At 57.6% G+C, this 19,019-nt stretch carries 20 protein-coding genes and 1 tRNA gene; 12 read left to right on the forward strand and 9 right to left on the reverse strand.

The genetic code is table 11. The annotated features are described in order from the left end of the window. The first annotated feature begins 1 nt into the window (after position 1). Positions 2-778 carry a divergent polysaccharide deacetylase family protein gene (locus tag L8H52_RS23215; RefSeq protein WP_242208884.1) on the forward strand — a complete coding sequence of 259 codons (777 nt, stop codon included), beginning with the start codon at positions 2-4 and terminating at the stop codon, positions 776-778. 118 nt (positions 779-896) lie between these two features. Further along, positions 897-2,273 (forward strand): Vps62-related protein, encoded by a 1,377-nt coding sequence (locus tag L8H52_RS23220; RefSeq protein ID WP_242208883.1) that lies wholly within the window; start codon positions 897-899, stop codon positions 2,271-2,273. On the opposite strand, the gene L8H52_RS23225 is transcribed toward L8H52_RS23220, so the two are convergent. Beyond that, positions 2,254-3,009, reverse strand: coding sequence for an ABC transporter substrate-binding protein (locus tag L8H52_RS23225; protein ID WP_242208882.1), 756 nt, complete (start codon positions 3,007-3,009; stop codon positions 2,254-2,256). The two genes, L8H52_RS23220 and L8H52_RS23225, sit on opposite strands and share 20 nt — an antisense overlap. Positions 3,010-3,319: 310 nt before the next feature. Here L8H52_RS23225 and L8H52_RS23230 point away from each other — a divergent pair, with 310 nt between their 5' ends. Then, the gene (locus tag L8H52_RS23230; RefSeq protein WP_242208881.1) at positions 3,320-4,837 is read left to right on the forward strand and encodes a serine protease; all 1,518 of its coding nucleotides are present in this window, start codon (positions 3,320-3,322) and stop codon (positions 4,835-4,837) included. Positions 4,838-4,890: 53 nt separating this feature from the next. On the opposite strand, the gene hisF is transcribed toward L8H52_RS23230, so the two are convergent. The 6 genes from hisF to L8H52_RS23260 all read right to left on the reverse strand — a co-directional run bounded on the left by hisF (position 4,891) and on the right by L8H52_RS23260 (position 9,880). Continuing rightward, entirely contained in the window at positions 4,891-5,661 is a 771-nt protein-coding gene (gene hisF / locus L8H52_RS23235) for an imidazole glycerol phosphate synthase subunit HisF (protein WP_007897430.1), read from the reverse strand. Positions 5,662-5,670: 9 nt separating this feature from the next. Next, on the reverse strand, positions 5,671-6,408 hold the full coding sequence (hisA, locus tag L8H52_RS23240; protein WP_160054988.1) for a 1-(5-phosphoribosyl)-5-[(5-phosphoribosylamino)methylideneamino]imidazole-4-carboxamide isomerase: 738 nt from the start codon (positions 6,406-6,408) through the stop codon (positions 5,671-5,673). Between the two features lie 42 nt (positions 6,409-6,450). Next, entirely contained in the window at positions 6,451-6,711 is a 261-nt protein-coding gene (locus L8H52_RS23245) for a DUF2164 domain-containing protein (RefSeq protein WP_122609200.1), read from the reverse strand. Beyond that, positions 6,712-7,350: an imidazole glycerol phosphate synthase subunit HisH gene (gene hisH / locus L8H52_RS23250; protein ID WP_007909206.1), complete on the reverse strand. Its 639-nt coding sequence runs from the start codon at positions 7,348-7,350 to the stop codon at positions 6,712-6,714. Further along, the gene (gene hisB / locus L8H52_RS23255) at positions 7,350-7,943 is read right to left on the reverse strand and encodes an imidazoleglycerol-phosphate dehydratase HisB (protein WP_007909204.1); all 594 of its coding nucleotides are present in this window, start codon (positions 7,941-7,943) and stop codon (positions 7,350-7,352) included. The genes hisH and hisB overlap by 1 nt, the downstream gene beginning before the upstream one ends. A 272-nt stretch (positions 7,944-8,215) precedes the next feature. Beyond that, complete coding sequence (locus tag L8H52_RS23260; protein ID WP_242208880.1) at positions 8,216-9,880, reverse strand: OFA family MFS transporter; 1,665 nt, start codon at positions 9,878-9,880, stop codon at positions 8,216-8,218. A 224-nt stretch (positions 9,881-10,104) separates the two neighbouring features. On the opposite strand from L8H52_RS23260, the gene L8H52_RS23265 reads away from it, so the two are divergent. The 9 genes from L8H52_RS23265 to L8H52_RS23305 all read left to right on the forward strand — a co-directional run bounded on the left by L8H52_RS23265 (position 10,105) and on the right by L8H52_RS23305 (position 18,082). Further along, on the forward strand, positions 10,105-10,509 hold the full coding sequence (locus L8H52_RS23265) for an acetyl-CoA sensor PanZ family protein (protein WP_242208879.1): 405 nt from the start codon (positions 10,105-10,107) through the stop codon (positions 10,507-10,509). Positions 10,510-10,587: 78 nt separating this feature from the next. Beyond that, positions 10,588-12,813, forward strand: coding sequence for an AsmA family protein (locus tag L8H52_RS23270; RefSeq protein WP_242208878.1), 2,226 nt, complete (start codon positions 10,588-10,590; stop codon positions 12,811-12,813). Next, positions 12,810-13,877, forward strand: a complete 1,068-nt coding sequence (mutY, locus tag L8H52_RS23275; protein WP_134176247.1) for an A/G-specific adenine glycosylase — start codon at positions 12,810-12,812, stop codon at positions 13,875-13,877. The genes L8H52_RS23270 and mutY overlap by 4 nt, the downstream gene beginning before the upstream one ends. Then, positions 13,874-14,146, forward strand: a complete 273-nt coding sequence (locus L8H52_RS23280; RefSeq protein WP_242208877.1) for an oxidative damage protection protein — start codon at positions 13,874-13,876, stop codon at positions 14,144-14,146. Before mutY ends, L8H52_RS23280 begins: the two co-directional genes overlap by 4 nt. Positions 14,147-14,250: 104 nt before the next feature. Next, positions 14,251-14,326, forward strand: a tRNA-Phe gene (locus L8H52_RS23285). A gap of 580 nt (positions 14,327-14,906) precedes the next feature. Further along, positions 14,907-15,986, forward strand: coding sequence for a hypothetical protein (locus tag L8H52_RS23290; RefSeq protein ID WP_242208876.1), 1,080 nt, complete (start codon positions 14,907-14,909; stop codon positions 15,984-15,986). Between the two features lie 76 nt (positions 15,987-16,062). After that, on the forward strand, positions 16,063-16,854 hold the full coding sequence (locus L8H52_RS23295) for a TSUP family transporter (protein WP_007909181.1): 792 nt from the start codon (positions 16,063-16,065) through the stop codon (positions 16,852-16,854). Beyond that, positions 16,851-17,732: an alpha/beta hydrolase gene (locus L8H52_RS23300; protein WP_242208875.1), complete on the forward strand. Its 882-nt coding sequence runs from the start codon at positions 16,851-16,853 to the stop codon at positions 17,730-17,732. Before L8H52_RS23295 ends, L8H52_RS23300 begins: the two co-directional genes overlap by 4 nt. After that, positions 17,729-18,082 (forward strand): hypothetical protein, encoded by a 354-nt coding sequence (locus tag L8H52_RS23305; protein WP_242208874.1) that lies wholly within the window; start codon positions 17,729-17,731, stop codon positions 18,080-18,082. Before L8H52_RS23300 ends, L8H52_RS23305 begins: the two co-directional genes overlap by 4 nt. On the opposite strand, the gene L8H52_RS23310 is transcribed toward L8H52_RS23305, so the two are convergent. Continuing rightward, positions 18,079-18,369, reverse strand: coding sequence for a YceK/YidQ family lipoprotein (locus L8H52_RS23310; RefSeq protein ID WP_242208873.1), 291 nt, complete (start codon positions 18,367-18,369; stop codon positions 18,079-18,081). The genes L8H52_RS23305 and L8H52_RS23310 overlap by 4 nt on opposite strands. 75 nt (positions 18,370-18,444) lie before the next feature. Beyond that, positions 18,445-18,894 (reverse strand): carboxypeptidase regulatory-like domain-containing protein, encoded by a 450-nt coding sequence (locus tag L8H52_RS23315; protein ID WP_242208872.1) that lies wholly within the window; start codon positions 18,892-18,894, stop codon positions 18,445-18,447. Between the last annotated feature and the right edge of the window lie 125 nt (positions 18,895-19,019).

The raw sequence follows: 19,019 nt of genomic DNA on the forward strand, positions 1-19,019 counted from the left end.
GATGTCTTTGCGTTTCGTCTTCGTTCTGTTGTGCTGTCTGGCGGGTGCTGTTCACGCAGAGCCCGTCAGCCCAAAGCCACACAAAGCCTACCTGACACTGATCATCGATGACCTGGGGCAAAACCTGCCCCGGGATCGCCGTGTGCTGGCCCTGCCCGGCCCGGTGACTGCAGCGATCATGCCCGACACCCCGCACGCGACCGAGTTTGCCCGCGAGGCCCACCGCGCCGGCAAGATCGTCATCCTGCACATGCCCATGGACCCGGCCACCGGGCCGTACGCCTGGCACCCCGATTTGCCGATCGAAGAGCTGGAGAAACGCCTCAACGCCGCGTTCAAAATGGTGCCGTACACCGCTGGCATCAATAACCACATGGGCAGCCGCATGACTGCACAGCCAGTGGCGATGGCGTGGTTGATGGGCGAGTTGCAGCGCCGGCACAAGTTTTTCGTCGACAGCCGCACCAGTGCACAGACTGTCGCCGCGCAGCAAGCGCAGAAGATCGATCTGGCGAGTGTGTCGCGCGATGTGTTTCTTGATGACGAGCGCACTGAAGCGGCGATCTCCACGCAATTGCAGACAGCGATCAACCTGGCGCACAAACAAGGCTCGGCGGTGATGATCGGGCATCCGTATCCGCAGACTCTGGCAGTGCTGGAGCGCGAATTGCCGAAGTTGAAAGCTCAGGGCATCGACTGGATCGACATCAAACAGATGATCAGCCTGCGCAGTAATCGCGCCATGCTCGGGCATGGTAAAGACGGGGTTTATCGGTAATACCCTGTGACGTTGTTCAATACATAGTTACCGCCACACACCTGACCCCTTTCCGGATAGTGCGACCTGCAACAGGTCGCGACTCCCCCGAGTCGCCTTTGAACTATCAGGACTGTATATGAATATCGAAGGAAGCACTTCGCTGCCCAGGCCAATGGAGCCCATCACCCACGACAACCTGCTGATCAACTTCACAACGGAGTTTCATCGGGTCTGGAGTACCAACGGCTCGAAGGCAAAACCTGCAACTTTCTGGCGCCCCACTCCCGCCCCCGATGTGTTGCCGGGATACTTTCCACTAGGCGATCTGCTCATTCCCGGCGATGCCAATATCAACGGTGAAATGGTAACGGCCGTCGTTTGTGAGAAGGACTTGAATGGGGCAAATAACAGTAAAGGCCCCGCACTGGCCAAGCCTGCCGATTTCGAACTGATCTGGAAAGAATCAGGATCGCCCAGTGTTACACGCACGTCGATATGGCGCCCGATCCCCCCCATAGGCTACGTCGCCATGGGCCTGGTGTGCTCCAGCGACCACAGCAAACCCTCATTCAACTCGGTTCGCTGCGTGCGGGCAGACCTGGTTATTGCGGCAAACGTCGGGGATCAGCTGTGGAATGACAAAGGTACGGGGGCAAAACTCAGTTTCAGCGCCTGGACCATAGAACCGCCGACGGCTGCGGCGGGCGAAATATGCTTTGCTCCCGGCACTTTTGCCGGCGTTCAGGCCTACAGTAAACCTACAGCACCCGGCTCTGCGTATGCATTACGCATGCAAATCCCACTGCACATCGCTGTACCGCCACAAGCGCCGACACTTGCCGGATATGCACAACCCACGGATGGCGATGTCGCCAGGGTCACGCAGATCGCCCGCTTGCCCTGGTTTGCCGTCAGAGATCACGCCCAGCCCGGTGAACAATTTCGTAACTCGCCCTATTACGAGCTGAAAAGAACAGACGAATACGTATTGATTGGTTACGAACGCAACACATCGGACAAAACCCGAGCCACCAAGTGGGTCGCCCCCCGAGCACAGAACGCAGTAGCTATGCGTCTGTTCAATGGCTTCACATCAATTGAAATCGCCAAAGCCTGGCCGGTTTCAGCATTAAGCGATATCCGGATGACGAAGTTTTCGGCCTGCCTGCCCCGACACTTCACTCACACCGAAACCTCTTCGAGCGGATGGAGCGAATTGCGTCCTCAAGTCATCATCGCCATGGTGGCGAAACAGACTTCAGCTGCGGTTTACCAGATGGAAAGCCATTACGAACTGATACGTAAAGACGGCACTCAAGTGGCCGTCGACTTCGGATATACCGATGACTCAAGCGTTCACCTGAGCCAATATCCGCCAGAACAAGTTGAAGTCAACTCATGCCCGCAACTCACGACGAGCACACCACCCGTGGCCACGGAAAGCGCCAGCTTGGCCAACGTCCCTGCATCGTCGTTGCCAGAGTTGCCGGCCGCTACAGATAGCGCCCCATGATCTCGTCCACCACGCCTTCTTTGCGCAACTGATCCAGTGCGGCCTGCAGCCTGGCGACGACTTCGTCGGAGACGTCCTTGTTCAGCGCCAGATACAGTTCCGCGCTGTTGAAGCGCAGCACCGTCTTGAGACCGGTGACACCGTCCTGCCGTGCCAGATAACGCCCGGCAGGATCACCGGTGGCCCACAGGTCGATCTGTCCATTGACCAGTTTCTTCGCGTTGTCCTGATCGCGCAGCACCACGATGGGCTTCAAGCCTTGCTTGGCCAGCGTCTCGGCAATGGCATCACCCTTGTAGGCGCCGATCTTGTACTTGCGTGCATCGTCGAGGGTTTCGAGAGTGATCTTGCTGTCAGCCTTGGCCAGCATGATCCAGTCGTCCGGGCCGATCGGGCCGACCCATTTGAAGAGTTTTTCGCGGTCCGGCAGACGCGCCATCACGAAGGCGCCGTACCCGGGATTTTCCAGGGCCAGTTTGTAGACGCGTTCCCAGGGAAACCGCAGGGTCAGGCTGTAAGTAATGCCGGCACGCTGGAAAACTTCGCGCACGATATCGGTAGCGATGCCGTTGATGTTCTCGCCCTGGGCGAAATTCTTGCCGTTCTTTGCCATGTTGTATGGCGGGAAATTTTCGGTGAGCAGCACCAGATCGGTGTCGGGACTGTTTTCCGCCCGGGCAGTGTTGATGAGCAACATCGAGGCGCTGGCGAGAACAAGAAGCAGGCGTTTGATCATGTCGGGCTACCGAAATCCATGGCGTGCCCAAGAGTGCCTTGGGTGCGCCATGCTGTCCACTGGCCTGTATGGTTTTCGACCCTGACTCCATTAAAAAACCAGCACCTGCTGGAAACGCAAAAAAACAGCATGCGGAAGAGCAGTCATATCAGCGATTTCTGCAGCATTCACCAACCCACTATTGACTTGCAGATAACCGCACTCACAACAAGTCACATTAGCCAGTACACAGCGAACAACACAACAAACTAAACTCACCAGCGAAATACAGTTACTCCATTAACTCCTGAAACACGATCAAGGATTGATCATGATTAATAAAATACGAATATTTTTTGCGTGCTCTGCAATAGCACTGACACTTCCCTTAACCTCCTGCGCAGGCACTACAGCCGAATCCCCAGAAGCCATTCTGCTGAGTAATGCGGGTGGCGACTTTAATCACTGGAACGGCGTTGGAAAGATTTTCAAAGGTGACAGGCCTTATTGCAGCGCATTCCTGCTCGACACTCGTGAAACCGGTAAAGAAGCAAACGGCCCTGCTTACATAATGACCAATGCGCACTGCACTTCCATCAGAGTCGGCGCAATCGCTGACATTGCGTATCAAGGTCAGATGCAATTCAATTTTTTCCATGACACGCGCGCAGGTGCCAAGCGTTATGACATCGACAAGGTCAACTGGGCCAGTTTCGCCAGTACGGATATTGCGATCCTGCAATTAGGCACCTCACTGGACAGCCTGATAAAGGACGGAATAACCCCACTCAAGCTCGCAGCGGCCGCGCCAGGCAACGTCAGTCAGGTGAACCTGGTCAGCGCGCCGGCCACTGCAGCCGGCCTGAGGCTTTCGACCTGTACCCAGGAGCCGACCCACACCACCCTGATCAAATATTTGAATGTGCACACCAACTACCAGAAGCAAAACTGCAAAGGTATTGAGCCTGGCTCATCCGGCGCCCCGGTGATCGATGTTACAACGGGAGAAGTTACCGGCATATTATCCGGCACTACTTACGGTATCGCTTCAGACGACTTGTGTTTCTGGCATGGCTTGTGCGGCAACAACAAGAAAAAATCTCTGCTGCCGCATCAGGCAAGCCAGAGTTTTCCTGTCGACTATCTGAGCACTTGTTTCACCAATGGAAAATTCAACCTCGGCGCAGAAAACTGCGCACTCAGTGCACACTCAAACTTTCAGTTCAGATTGAATTCGCGAGCCATTACAGATATCGGACTGCACAAAGCCCCCACCAGCACCAATCAACTAACGCCAAAGTGGGACATCGCCTTTTCGATGAGTACCGAGTTCTATCGTTTCAAGACTGTTCGTGATGCACAGGCTTGTTATTCACCTGACAAATACAGCGATCGTATCAGCACCATCAACGCAAAAGTGCAATCAGCAATTGGCCGAGAGGCCGGCCTGCATTATTTGTGTTTGATTGGCGCAAACTCAATCGATCAGCAAGCCGATATCGGATACCTTGGAAATGCCCAAATCCTCGCCGCAAGAGTTGTAACTCCCGTTCTGGAGCAATTACCAGCGCCGACGCTCACCGTTGAGCCTGACGGAGATTATCTTTTTATCAAGTACCGAGAAGAGCCGGATCGCAATCTCTGGACCCAGATCTACACGGGCCCTGTAGAAGAAACGAATTGCTCCGAGATCAATCCTGAGCGCTACAGCAAAGTCGACGATGGGTTCTACACCCCCATCAAGGCTCTGCCACTGACGCTATGCAGTTTCACGATGGATCGAAACCTGAGTGTCTCAGAGGTTCGGGTTGATCAGTTGCGCCCTGCGCAATCTCGGACAGCAGAGTGAGCCATGCGGCGAGTTTCGCTCGAGACGAAACCCGCTACTTTGTCGGCGGCAATTTAACGCATCACAATCCCGCGATGCGCCATATAGGCCTTGGCTTCCTGCACGGTGTATTCGCCGAAATGGAAAATACTCGCGGCCAGGACTGCGCTGGCATGGCCTTCGAGAATGCCGTCAGCCAAGTGCTGCAAGTTGCCGACGCCACCGGAAGCGATCACCGGAATGCCCAGCGCATCGCTGATCGCGCGGGTCACGCCGAGGTCGAAGCCGTTTTTCATGCCATCCTGATCCATGCTGGTCAGCAGGATCTCGCCGGCACCGAGGCCTTCCATTTTCTTCGCCCACTCGACCGCGTCGAGGCCGGTTGGCTTGCGCCCGCCGTGGGTGAAGATTTCCCAACGCGGGGTTTCGCCCGGGCCGGAAACCTTCTTGGCGTCGATGGCAACAACGATGCATTGCGAGCCGAAATGCTGCGCCGCTTCACCAACGAATTCCGGGTTGAACACGGCAGCGGTGTTGATTGACACCTTGTCCGCACCGGCATTGAGCAGATTGCGAATGTCCTGCACGGTACGCACGCCACCGCCGACGGTCAGCGGGATGAACACCTGACTGGCCATGCGCTCGACGGTATGCAGCGTGGTGTCGCGGCCATCGACGCTGGCGGTGATGTCGAGAAAGGTAATCTCGTCGGCGCCCTGCTCGTCGTAACGACGGGCGATTTCCACCGGGTCACCGGCGTCGCGGATGTTTTCGAACTTCACACCTTTGACGACCCGGCCGTTGTCCACGTCCAGGCAAGGGATGATGCGTTTGGCCAGCGCCATGGTCAGTCCTCAGCCTTGGTACGAATCGCAGAAAGCTTGCGCTTCCGCGACGTCGAGGGTGCCTTCGTAGATCGCCCGGCCGGTGATGGCGCCGATGATGCCCGGCGCCCTGGCGTCGAGCAGCGACTTGATGTCACCCAGATTGTGGATGCCGCCGGAAGCGATCACCGGGATCTTGGTCGCAGCGGCCAGCGCAGCGGTGAACGGCACGTTGCAACCCTGCATCATGCCGTCTTTGGCGATGTCGGTATAAACGATCGAGGACACGCCGTCGGCTTCAAACTGCTTGGCCAGATCGATGACCTGTACGGTGCTGATTTCCGCCCAGCCATCGGTGGCGACGAAACCGTCTTTGGCATCCAGACCAACGATGATCTTGCCCGGGAACGCACGGCAGGCTTCAGCGACAAACGCCGGATCTTTAACGGCTTTGGTGCCGATAATCACGTAGCTGACGCCAGCCTTGACGTAGTGCTCGATGGTTTCCAGCGAACGGATGCCGCCACCGATCTGGATCGGCAATGTCGGGTAGCGCTTGGCGATCGCGGTAACCACTTCGCCGTTGACTGGCTGGCCTTCGAACGCGCCGTTCAGATCGACCAGATGCAGACGGCGGCAACCGCCCTCCACCCACTTGGCAGCCATGCTCACCGGGTCATCGGAGAACACTGTGGAATCTTCCATGCGGCCCTGGCGCAGACGTACGCAGGCACCGTCTTTGAGATCGATAGCGGGAATAATCAGCATCTGGCAAACCTTCAAATTTGAATGTTCAGCTTGGCTCGGAAATCAGTTTTTCTCGAGCGCCCACAGGTCGCTTTCGATGCTTTCAAACCGCTCTTTGAGGTGGGTCTGCACATCGAAAATCGCCCTGTTGTAATAGTGCGGAGCAATTTCGCGGGTAAACAGCTCAAGAATTTCCGCCGCTTCGAACGAACCCAGGTCCAGTTCGAAACGGTCTTCCATGAACCGCTGAATCTTGCGATTGGCCTCGTTCTCCTGTTCGGGAGTAAGGGTCAGGATCGGCGGTCTGGATTTCTTGGCAGCCATTTACCAGCGACCATCCCACGCGGCGAAGTTCTGCAGCAATTGCAGGCCATGGGTATGGCTCTTCTCCGGGTGGAACTGCACGGCGAAACGCGAGCCATCGGCCAGCGCCGCAGCGAAATCGACGCCGTAATGACCGCCACCCACCACTTGCCGCGCATTGGCGGCAGCGATGTAGTAGCTGTGCACGAAGTAGAAGCGCGCCATGTCCGGAATGTCATGCCACAGCGGGTGGCTGACCTTCTGCTTCACTTCGTTCCAGCCCATGTGCGGGACTTTCAGGTGCTCGCCGTCTTCGTGCAGGTCTTTACCGAAGAACTTCACCGCGCCCGGAAACAGGCCGATGCAGTCAACGCCATCGTTCTCTTCGCTGGTGTCGAGCAAGGCTTGCATACCGACACAGATGCCGAGAAACGGACGATCCTGACTGACTTCGCGCACCAGCGAATCGAAACCGAGGCGACGGATCTCCGCCATGCAATCGCGAATCGCGCCAACACCGGGGAATACCACGCGGTCAGCTTCGCGAATTACCGCAGCATCGCTGGTGATCAGCACTTTACCGGCACCGACGTGCTCGAGGGCCTTGGCCACCGAGTGCAGGTTGCCCATGCCGTAATCGATAACTGCAACCGTCTGCATTACAGAACGCCTTTGGTCGATGGCATTTGCCCGGCCATGCGCTCATCCAGCTCGACGGCCATGCGCAGCGCGCGGCCAAAAGCCTTGAACACGGTTTCAATCTGGTGGTGAGTGTTGGTGCCGCGCAGGTTATCGATGTGCAGGCTGACCAACGCATGGTTGACGAAGCCCTGGAAGAACTCCTGGAACAGGTCAACATCGAAGCCGCCGACGGTGGCGCGGGTGTACGGCACGTGCATCTGCAGGCCTGGACGACCGGAGAAGTCGATCACCACGCGTGACAGCGCTTCATCGAGCGGCACATAGGCGTGGCCGTAGCGACGGATGCCTTTTTTATCGCCGATGGCTTTGGCAAATGCCTGGCCGAGGGTGATACCGACGTCTTCCACCGTATGGTGGTCGTCGATATGCAGATCGCCCTTGCATTCAATATCCAGGTCGATCAACCCGTGACGGGCGATCTGATCCAGCATGTGCTCAAGAAAAGGAACACCGATATCGAATCGGGCCTTTCCGGTGCCATCAAGGTTGATCGAGGCTTTGATCTGGGTTTCCAGAGTGTCGCGCTCGACAGAAGCCTTACGTTCGGCCATCACCAGCTCCGCAAAATCATTGGGCGAAAAAGGCAGCCATTATAGGCACGCAGGAGGCAAACAGAAACATGAGAGGTGAGATGGCTGACGGATAGAACGCCCGGCTGTCGCGGGTAGACATGTCCATACAAGCCATTACAGGCAACCGAAAACAAATGTGGGAGCGAGCTTGCTCGCGAATGCGGTGGGTCAGCCAACACTTATGTCGACTGACAGTCCGTCTTCGCGAGCAGGCTCGCTCCCACAGGTTCGGTGTTTATCCAGCTAACACCTTAGTGAAACAGTACTGCCGTCTTCTGCAGGGTCACCCACACACCCCACGCCAACGGAATACCTACTGCCAGCCACGCAACGATGGCCAGCGGCTTGCTGCCGGGCGCGGCTTTCCACTCCAGAACCGTGCTGGCATCAGCACCTTTGTCGTGACCCAGCGCCTGTTCGGCGGCCAGTTCAGCGTCGGTCATGAAGTACTTGTCGGCCACCGGCCGCACCAGCAGGTTGCACAGGAAGCCCAGCACCAGCAGGCCTGCGAGGATGTACAAGGTGATGTCGTAAGCAGCTGCGCGTTCAACGCCAATGCTCAACTGATACTCACGCAGGTAGTTCACCAGCACCGGACCCAGCACGCCAGCCGCCGCCCACGCCGTCAGCAGACGACCGTGGATCGCACCAACCATCTGCGTACCGAACAGGTCGGCCAGATAAGCCGGAACAGTGGCAAAACCGCCGCCGTACATCGACAGAATGATGCAGAACGCCGCCACGAACAGCGCAACGTTACCCAGGTGACCCATGTTCGGAATCAGCGCGTACAGGGCAAAACCCAGAGCGAAGAATACGAAGTAGGTGTTTTTGCGACCCAGGTAGTCCGAGAACGAGGCCCAGAAGAAGCGGCCACCAATGTTGAACAGGCTCAGCAGACCGGTGAAGCCGGCAGCGATCGCGGCGATCGAGGCCAGTTGCCCGGCATCGAGTTGGCCGAATGGCACGTCAACACCCAGCAACTTGCCACCGAACACTTCCTGCAGCAGTGGCGAAGCCATGCCGAGGATGCCGATACCGGCGGAAACGTTCAGGCACAGCACCAGCCAGACCAGACGGAACTGCGGGGTTTTCCACGCCACATTCACGTGCACGTGGCGATGAGTGATCATCGAATTGGAAGCCTTTTTCGCCGGAGCGGTCCAGCCTTCAGGTTTCCAGCCGGTTGGCGGCACGCGGTAAGCCAGAGCGCCGCCGATCATGAACACGAAGTAGATCGCAGCCATGGCCACGAAGCTCTGCCAGACGCCGACGCCTTCAGCCGAAGCGAAGTGGCTCATCAGCGCGGTCGCCAGGGGTGCGCCGACCATCGCGCCGCCACCGAAACCCATGATTGCCATGCCGGTCGCCATGCCACGCTTGTCCGGGAACCACTTGATCAGGGTCGACACTGGCGAAATATAGCCCAGACCCAGACCGATACCGCCGATAACGCCCGAACCGAGCCACATCAGCCAGATCTGATGGGTATAAATACCCAGCGCCGAGATCAGCAGACCGCCGCACCAGCACAGCGCCGATACAACGCCGGCCTTGCGTGGCCCGGCGTGTTCCAGCCAGCCACCCCAGATCGCTGCCGAGCAGCCGAGGAAGATGAAGAACAGCGTGTAGATCCAGCCGAGCATCGAGATCGGCCAGTCGCATTGCGAGGAAAAGACCTGTGTGATGAAGCTCATGTCCGGTGCACAAGCCACCGGAGCGGTAACGCCCAGCGCCTTGGACAGCGGCAACCAGAACACCGAGAAGCCGTAGGCCATGCCGATGCACAGGTGGATGGCCAGAGCGGCCGGTGGCACCAGCCAACGGTTGAAACCGGGCTTGGCGATGATGCGTTCCTTGGACAGGAACGCAGGCTGATCGGCGCGAACGCCGTCCGCCGTAATGCTCGTGCTCATTGTGTATCCCCCAATTATTAGTATGGTTCGCCAGCCACTGCTCACCCCCGGCCTTTATGCACGCAGGCATGACCGTTTTTTTGGGTGAAGCTCCTTGAAGGCGCGACGTTAAGTCGCAGAAGGACGGACGAACGGGCGAAGGTTACCATTTGCACGTGACAGAAAAACCAAACTGATATCACCTTTTTTATGTCATCTGTTCTCGTACCACTCAGGAAAACGCCATGCCGATCGTTGTTCAAGCCTTGAAAGACGCCAGTTATCAGGATCAGCAGGATTTGCAGAAGATCTATCGCGATGCGCCAGAATGGCTGTTCGCACCGTTTTCCGGGGAGACAGGCCTGATCGACAGCGCCCTCGCCGACGGGACTTTCATCGCCGGGCGCTTCAACGACCGCTTGCTCGGTGCCGGTCGCCTGCAAAGGCACCACGACGTTTGGTACTTGTCCCATTTATGCGTACGAAAAGTTACCCGTCGCCGTGGCGTTGCCGAACGGCTGGTGAACCAAGCGCAGAAAATGGCGTCGCAAGCGGGGGCTGAACTGCGTCTGCTGGCGCCCGATGGACATGTTGAGGCTCAGGCACTGGCCGCCAGGTTGCAGGTACCGCTGGAGGTCCTGGCAACATGACGTCACAGCGAACCGGGCGGTTGCAGCGCTATACTCCCCGGCTAAATTACGAATTCGACTAATTACAAGGACTCGCCCATGAAAGCGTTCGGCAAAATCCTGGGTCTGGTACTTCTCGGGCTGTTGCTGATCATTGTGGCGGCAGGTTTTGCCCTGACCCACCTCTTCGATCCCAACGACTACAAAGACGAGATCCGCCAGATTGCCCGCGACAAGGCCCACATCGAGCTGACGCTCAATGGCGATATCGGCTGGAGCCTGTTCCCGTGGCTCGGCCTGGAATTGCACGAGGCCAGCGTCGCCACCCTGGTCAAACCTGCCGAACCGTTTGCCGATTTGCAGATGCTCGGTCTGTCCGTGCGCGTACTACCGCTGCTGCGCCGTGAAGTGCAAATGAGCGATGTGCGCGTCGAAGGCCTGAACCTGCGCCTCAATCGCGACAAGGATGGCCATGGCAACTGGGAAGACATCGGCAAGGTACCTGCTCCGGCGGGGGCAACGCCGCCAGCCGCCACGCCCGGGCAACCGGCCAGCGAAGCGCCTGTTGCGGTGGAAAAACCACCGCAGCCGATCCGCCTCGACATCGACAGCCTGACCGTCAACAACGCCCGCGTTGAGTACAACGACGAGAAGACCGGCAAGCAGTTCAGCGCCGAGAGCATTCAGTTGAGCACCGGCCCGGTGCACGATTCGACCAATATCCCGGTGAAAGCCACCGCATTTCTCGGCACCAACCAACCGGTTCTGCGCGTGCGCACAGAACTCACCGGCGAGCTGCGCATCGAGCGTGCACTGCAACGCTACAAATTCGAAGACATGAAACTGTCCGGCGAACTGGCCGGCGATCCGTTGCAAGGCAAGACCATGTCCTTCGCCGCCCAAGGCCAGTTATTACTGGATAAAGCCGCGAACGTCGCCGAATGGACTGGCATCAAGATCTCCGCCAACCAGTTGCGTGCCTTGGGCGAGCTGAAAGCCAACGACCTCGACAAGACGCCGCAGATCACCGGCGGCATCTCGATCGCCCAGTTCGATCTGGCGAAATTCGTCGACAGCATCGGTCAGAAACTCCCGGCCATGGCCGAAGGCAGTCTGAGCAAGGTCGAACTGGTCAGCCGTGTGGCCGCCACGCCGAGCAGCATTGCTCTGGACAACATCAACCTGAAACTCGACGACAGCAGCTTCAGCGGTCGCATCGCCGTCGAAGATTTCGCCAAGCAATCGCTGCGCGCGATCCTCAAGGCTGACACGTTCAACGCTGACCGTTACCTGCCGCCAAAATCGGAAAAAGCCACCAGCGCCACACAAACGCGCCAGGCCGAAGTTGCCAGCACTGAAGCCGACGCCATGGCCGGTGCAGGCTCCACGCCGCTGCCGGACAAACCAAGCAAAACCGCCTGGAGCACCGAGCGCCTGTTGCCGGTTGAACGCCTGGCCAAACTCGACGTCGATGCTGATCTGAGTTTCGGCCAGTTGACCCTCGACAAATTGCCGATCCAGAACGCCGCACTGAAAGCCACCGGCCAGGGCGGCCTGCTGACCCTGACCAACCTGAGTGGTGAGTTGTACAACGGTGGTTTTGCCGCCAACGGCACCCTTGATGTGCGCCCAAGCGCGCCGGTGCTGAACCTGCAGACCAGACTCAACCGCGTGCCTGTGGAAAAAATTCTCGAGAGCCAAGGCAAAAACCCGCCGGTCAAAGGTCTGGTGACTCTCACCAGCAACGTGACCGGCAGCGGCAACAGCCAGCAGGCGCTGATTGACACGCTTAACGGCAACGCCAGTTTCGTGATCAACAACGGCGTGCTGCTCAACGCCAACCTTGAGCAGCAATTGTGCAAAGGCATCGCCACGCTCAACCGTAAAACCCTCAGCGGCGAGCCACGCGGCAAAGACACGCCGTTCCAGGAGCTCAAGGGCAACCTGACCTTCCGCAACGGCATCGCCAGCAACCCGGATTTGAAAGTGCGCATCCCCGGCATGACCGTCAACGGTGATGGCGACATCGATTTGCGCGTGCTCGGCATGGACTATCGCGTCGGCATCATCGTCGAAGGCGACACCAGCGCCATGCCGGATCCGGCCTGTCAGGTCGGCGAAAAATTCGTCGGCATCGAGTGGCCGCTGCGCTGCCGTGGCCCGCTCGAATTGGGCGCCAAGGCCTGCCGCGTCGACAACGATCGCCTCGGTCAGGTCGCAACCAAACTGGCCGGCGACAAGCTGAGCGAGAAGATCGACGAGAAACTCGGCGACAAGGTCAGCCCGGAATTGAAAAACGCATTGAAGGGGCTGTTCAAGCGATGAGAGCGGAGCAATTTTCCACGGCGGTGCTGGATTGGTTCGACCGTCACGGCCGCCATGATCTACCTTGGCAGCAGGACATCAACCCGTATCGGGTCTGGGTGTCGGAGATCATGTTGCAGCAGACCCAGGTCAGCACCGTGCTCAATTACTTCGACCGGTTCATGGCCGCGTTGCCGACGGTCGAAGCACTGGCCGAAGCACCGGAAGACGAAGTGCTGCACCTGTGGACGGGCCTGGGTTACTACACCCGAGCGCGCAATTTGCAGAAGACCGCGAAGATCGTTGTCAGCCAGTACGGCGGCGAATTTCCGCGTGACGTTGAAAAGCTTACAGATTTACCGGGCATTGGTCTGTCCACTGCCGGCGCTATCGCCAGTATCAGCATGGGTCTGCGCGCGCCAATCCTCGACGGCAACGTCAAACGCGTGCTGGCGCGCTTTACTGCGCAAGAGGGCTATCCCGGCGAGCCGAAGGTCGCCAAACAGCTTTGGGCCAACGCTGAGCGCTTTACGCCACACGACAGGGTCAACGCCTACACCCAGGCGATGATGGATCTCGGCGCCACGCTGTGCACGCGCAGCAAGCCGAGTTGCCTGTTGTGTCCGCTGGAGCGTGGTTGCGAGGCACACATGCTCGGCCTCGAAACCCGCTACCCGATCCCCAAGCCGCGCAAAGCCATCCCGCAGAAACGCACGCTAATGCCGATGCTGGCCAACGGCGACGGCGCGATTCTGCTTTACCGTCGCCCCTCGAGCGGTTTGTGGGGCGGCCTGTGGAGCCTGCCGGAACTCGACGACCTCGACGACCTGCAACATCTCGCCGATCAGCACTCGCTGACCATGGGCGAGCAGCAGGCGCTGCCGAGCCTTGTCCACACGTTCAGCCATTTCCAGCTGTCCATCGAACCCTGGCTGGTTCAGGTGCAGGAGGCCGCCCATCACGTGGCCGAGGCCGACTGGCTCTGGTATAACCTCGCCACCCCGCCGCGCCTGGGCCTCGCCGCCCCGGTCAAAACCTTGCTCGAACGCGCGGCCGCCGTCTTGAATGCAGGAGAGTCGCCATGACCCGCACCGTAATGTGCCGCAAGTACAAAGAAGAACTGCCAGCCCTGGAACGCCCACCGTACCCGGGCGCCAAAGGTCAGGATATTTTTGACCACGTCTCGGCCAAGGCCTGGGCTGACTGGCAGAAACACCAGACCCTGCTGATCAACGAAAAGCGTCTGAACATGATGAACGCCGAAGATCGCAAATATCTTCAGGGCGAAATGGACAAGTACTTCTCCGGCGAGGAATACGCCAAGGCCGAAGGCTACGTTCCGCCTGCGGAGTAAACCCTGCAAAATCGGGGGTCTGATCGTAAGCGACGGAATTAATTTAAGAAATTTTAAAAAAGTCGTTGACGTAAATCCGAAAAACCCTTTTAATGCGCCCCGTTGCCCAGATAGCTCAGTCGGTAGAGCAGGGGATTGAAAATCCCCGTGTCGGCGGTTCGATTCCGTCTCTGGGCACCAAATACCGAAAACCCTGAATCGCAAGATTCAGGGTTTTTTTATGCCTGCGATTTAACAGGCCGCGCTTCATCCCCTCTTTCAGTGCTTTTGCTGGCCATTATTTTGATGTTAGGCTCCGTCAGCTTTTTCCGGCAGGTCGTTGCTGACTGTCGAAAATAATCGCCGAGTACTTCAGTCCTGATGACCGGCATTTAACGCATTACCCGAATAACGCACTCCGCGCCCTCTAACCCTCGGAACCTATCGAGGTTATTGCAGGCAGCAGGAGAGTTGCGTCTGCGAGCAGGATCGCTCGCAGAACCAAGCCCCCTCATAAAGTTGTCATGGAGGACACGACCTCAGCGCAGGTCATCTGCTGTTGTTTCAACTGTCAGGCAAGCGACAGCAAACACGGACCCGGCATTCAACATTTGTTTGAACTGTCGCGTCACAGCGCCCTGTGCCCTCCCGAAAAAACCAGACCTGTATCAACTCGCCCACGTCCGGATCTGTGCGTGCGTCACACGCATTGCATCATCGAAACAGCCAACAGCTCCCATAAAAAAATACAAAGGGAGCCGATACGACAGGGATGTAAAAAATGACCGAAGCCCTACAACAAACCAATAAAACCGTTGAGTCTTTAGTTGAACAGGAAGTCAGAACTTTCAGTTTTGATACGCAACAAGCAAAGCTGCTGCACACCTTCTCTGAAGAATTGGCAGCCATGGGCGGGCCACAAGCTGCCGGCGCCAAGTCCAAAGCCTCACTGGCAGCGACCGAGTTGAAGTTTTCCTTTTCCAAGGATCAATGCGAACTGCTTGGGGCTTACTCCGACGGCCTCGTTTCCCTGCTGATTTTTGAAGGCATGCAAACATTCACCGAGACCAGCCCACCGGATGAACTTCCCGAGCTGGCCGCGCTGGAGAATCGTCACGACGTACTGTGTCTGGCGGCACGCAATCAGATTCTGTTGAAACTGGTGGATAACAGTTCCTTTGCCTACGACATGGACAACGAAGGCAAACTGGTCCGGCTCGTCGCTAACTTCAAGGGCGGCGGACTGACCAAAATCAATGATGAACCGGAAATCAAAGAGCTGAGCTCCCACTCCGGTCTCGCCCTCGGCCCGCACACCGAAGCGCCGTACTGGTGCGCCGTCAACGCGAAAGACGGGCACTCGCCCTCGCCTTCGTCGTTGATTCTATCGGCCCTGTGGAATCCAAGCCTGGAACCGACCTCGGTGATTCCATTGCCCCCCCTGCTGGACGAAATCGGTGTCACCGGATGCCTCGCGCTCACGACCGGCAGCTTCCAGTTCACTCGCAGCGACTCGTTCGTCAACGGTAAGGGCGAAGACGGCCGTAATGTTTCGATTCTGGAGTTCGACGACAACGTCGGATTCGCCGCGCGATTCAACTCGTACCGTTTTTCGGTCAACGACAACGCCTCGGACTTTGTAAAAGACGCGTATTCCGCGCTTTGCCAAAGCGTGGGTAAAGCCACACCGGTTCAATACACGCTGACGCAAGAGTCGGCGATGGTGATCAATAATGTCCGGGCGCTGCACTGTCGCGATGTCATTAAAGACAACCGACGTGTATTGGTGCGCATCTTCGGTCTGTCGAAGTTCTCATCCCCCATTGTCATTTCAGACGATCCGCTGCTGATACAGGGCTGATATTCATTGCACGGCAAGGCTGTTGAACGGCCAGTCATGTGAATGACTGGTCAATAACTATAAAAGGGAAAATGTAATGGCTTGGGATGTAATTGGCATGTTGGCGCTCGTGGCTTTTTGCGCCGGTTTTTTTGATGCGATTGCCGGGGGCGGCGGTTTGATTACTTTGCCTGCCTTGTTTCTGGCCGGTGTCGATCCGATCAGTGCGATTGCCACCAACAAGTTTCAGGCCGCGTCGGCCACTATTTCGGCCACGGTCACTTTCGCTCGCAAAGGCATGATTGAATGGCGCGAAGGACGTTTCCTGGTTATCTGCGCATTTCTCGGTGGCGCCAGCGGAGCACTTTTGGTCAGTTCTATTGATAAGCGCTACCTGGAAGTGTGCGTGCCCGTGATGCTTATTCTGGTGGCGATCTACTTTGCGCTCTCGCCGAAACTGGCCAATGAGGATCGACGCAAGCGAATCGGCATTCTGCTCTTCTCGTTCACCGTGGCACCCATCCTGGGCTTCTACGACGGTATCTTCGGTCCGGGTGTAGGCTCGTTCTTTATCGTCGGTTTCGTGTTGCTTTGCGGGCTCGGCATGATGCGCGCCATGAGCTTCACCAAACTGGCCAACGCTTCGTGCAACCTGGGTTCGCTGTCAGTTTTCATCACCAAAGGCGTGATCATCTGGCCGATCGCGATTGCCATGGCTCTGGCAGCCTTTCTCGGCGCACAACTCGGCGCCAGAGCCGCCGTGCGGGTCGGCCCACGCTTGATCAAACCCATGTTGATCGTGGTCTGCTGCGCCCTGGCGATCAAGCTGTTGAGCGTGGAGACCAATCCATTGCGTGTTGCTGTCCTGCACACCCTGGCAGCCCTGTGATCAATCGGTTGGCGTTGACCGGCGCGTCTAGACCTCAATCTCGATTGCAGTTCGATGAGGCGCCACCAGGTCCCGAGTTTTTCTTTTCGCAGAACTTTGCGGGCTACCAACTGGAAGCTCGAATACTGAGCGGCTCCGACGGCGAAGTGTCAATGCCAAAGGTGCTGGCGATCCATGGCGCCCGCTCTGACTATTCGCGACTCAACGCCATCCTGCATCCCTTGCAGGCGCAGGGAATAGCCAGCCTGAGCTTCAATCTTTCCGGCCACGGTCCCAGCACCGATGTTGCCCTTGAAGACACTTCACTGACGCACAACCTTCAGGAGGCTTTGCAGTTTGCCGGTCATCTTGGCGGCGAACTCAACACCGTGATCGGTCACAGTCTGGGCGGTGCGCTGGCGCTCAAGGTGGCGCAAGTGCATCGCGCTTCAGTCAGGCGCATCGTGCTGTTCTGCCCCGCCCTGTACGCGGAGGCGGCCTGGCAGCAACCGTTTGGGTCACCCTTCAAAAGCGCCATTTCGGTGCCTTACGGTTTTCTCGATTCGCCATCGCTGGATTTCCTGCGTACGTTCGACGGGAAAGTCTTGCTGGTGATCGGCGAATACGATGGCCTTCGCTCAACCGCGTTCGGCGGGATTCCCGGTACGTCTGCCGGGACGCAGCAAATGGGCGCGCGCATGATTAGTAGCGCCATTCCTTATGAGGTCATCGAGGCTATTGAAAAGAGTCTGGGTCCCCATCAGTTCAGAAAAATCGTACTGCCGGGGTGCGACCACGCTGTATCAACGTGGCTCAGGGAAAACCCGCCACGCGCAGTGGAATTGGCGAGCGAGATAACGCAGTTCATCAATACCGGAAACAGGTCCCAAGCGTCATGAATCAAAGGAAAACCCGCGTCCCCCTGCCCCATCCGCCGCCCTATCGCCCAAGTCGGGTGACGTACTGGCTGACTGTTCTCGTTGCTCTGCTGATTACTTTCGCCATCGGGTTGTCGATCTGGATGCTGGTCGACAGCTGGATCAGCGGATCTATCACCACCAATAATCGCGGCCCGCGCAGCACTTACACCCTGGCCCTGCAACCTCGGCGATTCTGGTTCGAGTTTGTACAGCAAAGCATCGGCACGGTCTTTCTGCTAGCGACGGGAGTGTTCGGACTGTGGATCTACCGCAAAGTGCAGGAGCCAGTGCACACGCCGAAGAGCAAGCGCCGCGCAAAGAAAACCTAAAGCGTATTGATGTAATCGATCGGCAGCAGAACCGTATCCAGCGCGGCATCCACTGGCAGAGATACGACGGTGATGACCGGACAGACAATCATCATGTAACAGACGATCGCCGCCGGCATGCCATCGCTGCCCCCACCACGCACACCCAACAGGTGAAGGTTGCCATCCACCCCACGGTAATACTGAGCATCGGACAAACCGTCATTCAAACGCCCGATAAACGTTCCGCAGCCGGCCAACAGCAACCCGAGGCCAGCAACACAAACAGCACGCAAAATCCCTTTCAAACCAGCGTTTCCTTACATCACAAAACAAGAGGCGCGGGATTGTACCCGCGCCTCACTGTGTAATTACATCCATCGCTATCCCGCGTCATTCCAGTGGAACACCAGATTGCGTGATACGCCTGCGCCAACGTCTGTCTCGTCGTGGTGCGTTTCGCCTTTACGCGTGGCCACCACCGTGTACTTGCCGGGTGGTAGTTGCACGTATACCAACGGCCCCGTCTGGTTAAGCGTCAGTATGGTTTGCCCTGACGACTTTTCAATCATCACGTCGACATCAGCGGTGTACTCGTCTTGCGCGCCCACAGAGAACGTCATGTGCAGGTTATAACCGCTGGTTTGCTGAATGGCCTTCGCCTCATCCTCACCGATCCCGCCGGCCAGATAAGTGACGCCGTTCTGTTGTTGCTGCTGAACTTGCACCCCGGCACTGTCGATGGGCTCAAGACTGGCTGCCTGCAACATCACCGGAAACAACAATGCAGCGACGGCGGCGATGGGCAGCATGAATGAAAGAACGCGTTTCATGATCACGACTCCCGGGTTCGTGTAGAACCCAACCGTTACTCCTTTTAGATTTTGCGTATCGGGGTGCGTTTTAGATTTATTGGAACTTGGCGCGTGTACGAAATGGACTACAGACCATTTGGTTC

Source organism: Pseudomonas sp. CROZ-RG-20F-R04-15 (genome assembly GCF_022662375.1).
Classification (GTDB): domain Bacteria; phylum Pseudomonadota; class Gammaproteobacteria; order Pseudomonadales; family Pseudomonadaceae; genus Aquipseudomonas.